This is a genomic window from Pseudoalteromonas sp. 0802 (assembly GCF_013350085.1).
GTDB lineage: Bacteria > Pseudomonadota > Gammaproteobacteria > Enterobacterales > Alteromonadaceae > Pseudoalteromonas.
This window is the reverse complement of sequence record NZ_JABVXE010000053.1, coordinates 1-2,718: the sequence shown is the minus strand read 5'-3', so window position 1 is coordinate 2,718 and position 2,718 is coordinate 1. Positions and strand designations below refer to the sequence as shown.

Annotated in this window: 3 protein-coding genes; 2 read left to right on the top strand and 1 reads right to left on the bottom strand. The window is 37.2% G+C overall.

All coding sequences use genetic code 11. From position 1 onward, the window contains the following. Positions 1–165: 165 nt before the first annotated feature. On the bottom strand, positions 166–1,791 hold the full coding sequence (bcsE, locus tag HUS61_RS21030; RefSeq protein WP_175083669.1) for a cellulose biosynthesis protein BcsE: 1,626 nt from the start codon (positions 1,789–1,791) through the stop codon (positions 166–168). 122 nt (positions 1,792–1,913) lie between these two features. Here bcsE and bcsR point away from each other — a divergent pair, with 122 nt between their 5' ends. Together bcsR and HUS61_RS21020 are read left to right on the top strand one after the other, a co-directional pair. Beyond that, complete coding sequence (gene bcsR / locus HUS61_RS21025) at positions 1,914–2,141, top strand: BcsR/BcsP family cellulose biosynthesis protein (RefSeq protein WP_175083668.1); 228 nt, start codon at positions 1,914–1,916, stop codon at positions 2,139–2,141. Beyond that, on the top strand, positions 2,138–2,718 hold a 581-nt coding region (locus HUS61_RS21020; protein ID WP_175092377.1), incomplete at its 3' end, for a cellulose synthase operon protein YhjQ/BcsQ. The genes bcsR and HUS61_RS21020, both read left to right, overlap by 4 nt.

Here is a 2,718-nt window from a genome sequence, read left to right as displayed (position 1 = left end):
TATCCTTCTTGTGTCGTTTTGGCGTATAAGGCGTTAATAATACATGCCTAAATGTTAGTTTTCGGTAGAGCACGACTGCTTTATTAAACAATACCTTACCTGTATTACTCAGCAAAATGCCGATTAACATTGCGATGATAAAAGTAATAAAAAACTGATTTAAGCTCATGATAGCTCACCTTTTAAGGTCACTTTTACTGGCTCAGATATAGGTCGAATCACTTTTTTAAATTCCGGTGTCTCTGTATTTAAATTTGCAATATCTGCTGATTTTGTATCAAAAATATAACTTACATTTTCTTGCAATTGCTGGGTAAAGTCGGTTACTTCAGTATCAGCAAAATGACGTTGCATACGGCGACATTCTTGCTGAATATAAAAATGATCAGCAATGACATTTTTTGACATAAAAAAGTCGCTTACCTGTAATTTAAATAAATGTTTAATCGCACTTTCCACATCGTGCTCTCGACAAGCATGTAGATAAAGGTAAACCGTGCCATCAGCAAAACTAAAAATATCCCCTTCACGTTTTACATGAAATAAATGTAATGGGTGTATGGCATCAATACGCGGTAAAAGCTGCAACATAACAAGCACGCCACTTACACCCAGATTGGCAGCTGAGTCACTATGTTTAGCAACCTGCTGTACGAACTTATCTGGAGACAAATAACCTTTAGCTAATACATTTTCGCTGTACTTTAGAACATCATCAATAGATTTCGGTAGTGGCCTTGTAAACTGAAACCCTTGAATTGACTGAATTTGTGACAGTAAACGCGAAGGCTCAGAATAACTATATAAAATAAGGTTAACCCCTAAAGTTAAAAATAAGCACTCGTCCTGGTGACGAATAATGCCATCAACATTTTGAATTACTAATTTCAGTCGGCGACCACACTTCTTTCGAAGAGAGAAGCAATCTTTGGCTAACGCTTTTAAATCAGTGTATCGGGTAACTGCAAAAACTAACGTCGCTGATTTTTTGGTAAGCCCTTTAGAAAAAAGAGCATCATTATCATCAATTATTTTATAAAACACGGGTAGCTTTGTACCCTCAGGTACAGCACTTCGAGTTAGCCATACCTCGTCTTCATCAAAGTCTTGCTCCGTTGCTTGCGACTTATCATCAGCCTCTTGCTCTACCTCAACTAATGCAAGTTGACCATCATGAAGCTGTAAATTAACCGAACGCCCAGCGATAACTCCTTCTTTATGACACCAATAATCATACTCAAGAGTGCGAATTGATGCCTCTTGAGTTATATAAATAAGGCCATCAAAGCAACGGTTTAAGGCTAATAACTGACGTCTCAATTCACTGACATAAGCACCTGACATTAAAAACACTAAAGTGACATTTTTTGATTGTGACAAAGCAACATAGAGCTTGAGTTTTTCACCAAGCTGCTGTTCGTTCAAAGAGACTAAATGTTCTGAATCGACATGCACGATAACCGTACTGTTTTTCAGTTGCTCATACTGTTTTATTTCGTTAATAACACCACGGGAAAAATGCAAACCTTTTGATACATTCTCATTATGATGTAAATGGAAAGGACGTAGTACCCCTTGTTCGAACAGGGTAAATAATAACTCGCTTCCCTCTCCTTCGAAAAATAATTCGACTTGTTCAGAAAGCAAAAAAACCGAGTCTTTATGATTGGTTAAAAGATGCCTTGTTAACTCTAATAGCTGATTATCTAGCGGGGCAAGTAAAGCATAGTTTGCGCCTCGCTTTAGCTCAGAGAAAGCTCCGTTTAGTCCTGTAATATTTAAATGAGGCACCAACAAACCCTTAAAAAAGATACTTTAGTACTAGTTTTAAACGCTATTCTATATATAATGCAGATTATGTCCATGGATCGTGAACATTTTTAAGCTAATTTTTCTCATAACGGTTTTTTTAGATGAATAACTTTGCAGTAAAAAATTCACACACCTTAACTCAATACGATATTGAAAAGCTGTTACGCCAATTTGGCGGCAAGGAAACGGATTATGTTGAAATTGTTGATGTTGAAAAAAATCGCAAAACGATTAAAAAGTACCCTTTGCTTAACGATATCGCATTAGCAACAACACAAACACAGAGCACGAAAAAAGTTAACAAAAACGCAATAAAGAATCATAAATGAAGCGAATTTTTATAAAAGGAGTTAAAGGTGGCACTGGTACAACATCTATTGTGGCCAACCTTGCTTGTGCTTTGAGAAAATCAAATGTGCCTGTGTATGCCATCGATTTAGATCCAAAAGGCGACTTAGGCCTTCACCTTGGTCTTGCTTGGGAGCATCAGCTAGGCTGGAGTGATTACCCAAACTTTGCCTCTGCATGTGAGCAGTTTCACCAAGATAACGACGGCGTAAAGTTTTTACCCTATGGCAGTCGTTCGAACTTAGGGTTAGACTTTTCAAGCATTATAGAGTGTTGTCAGCAGCTTAATGACAGCGATGACAGCTGGTTTTTATTTGACTGCCCAGCCCATGTTGATGTGCACCGCTATTCACTAAATGAAGACGATATATTCCTTGAGATTATTAATTGTGATGCTATTTGTCACAGTTTTGCTTTCAAACGTTTAAACACTCTAAAGCAGGCTGAATCATCTTGGCAGCATTATTTTTTAACCAATAAATATAATTCAGCCTCTGAGCTTGAATCAGATTTATTGCAGCTTTGGCAAACTGAATTACCATTAATTGCACCTTTATA

Excerpts from the sequence above, each read along its gene's own strand:
- bcsR (WP_175083668.1), top strand. The coding sequence starts at position 1,914 with ATGAATAACTTTGCAGTAAAAAATTCACACACCTTAACTCAATACGAT.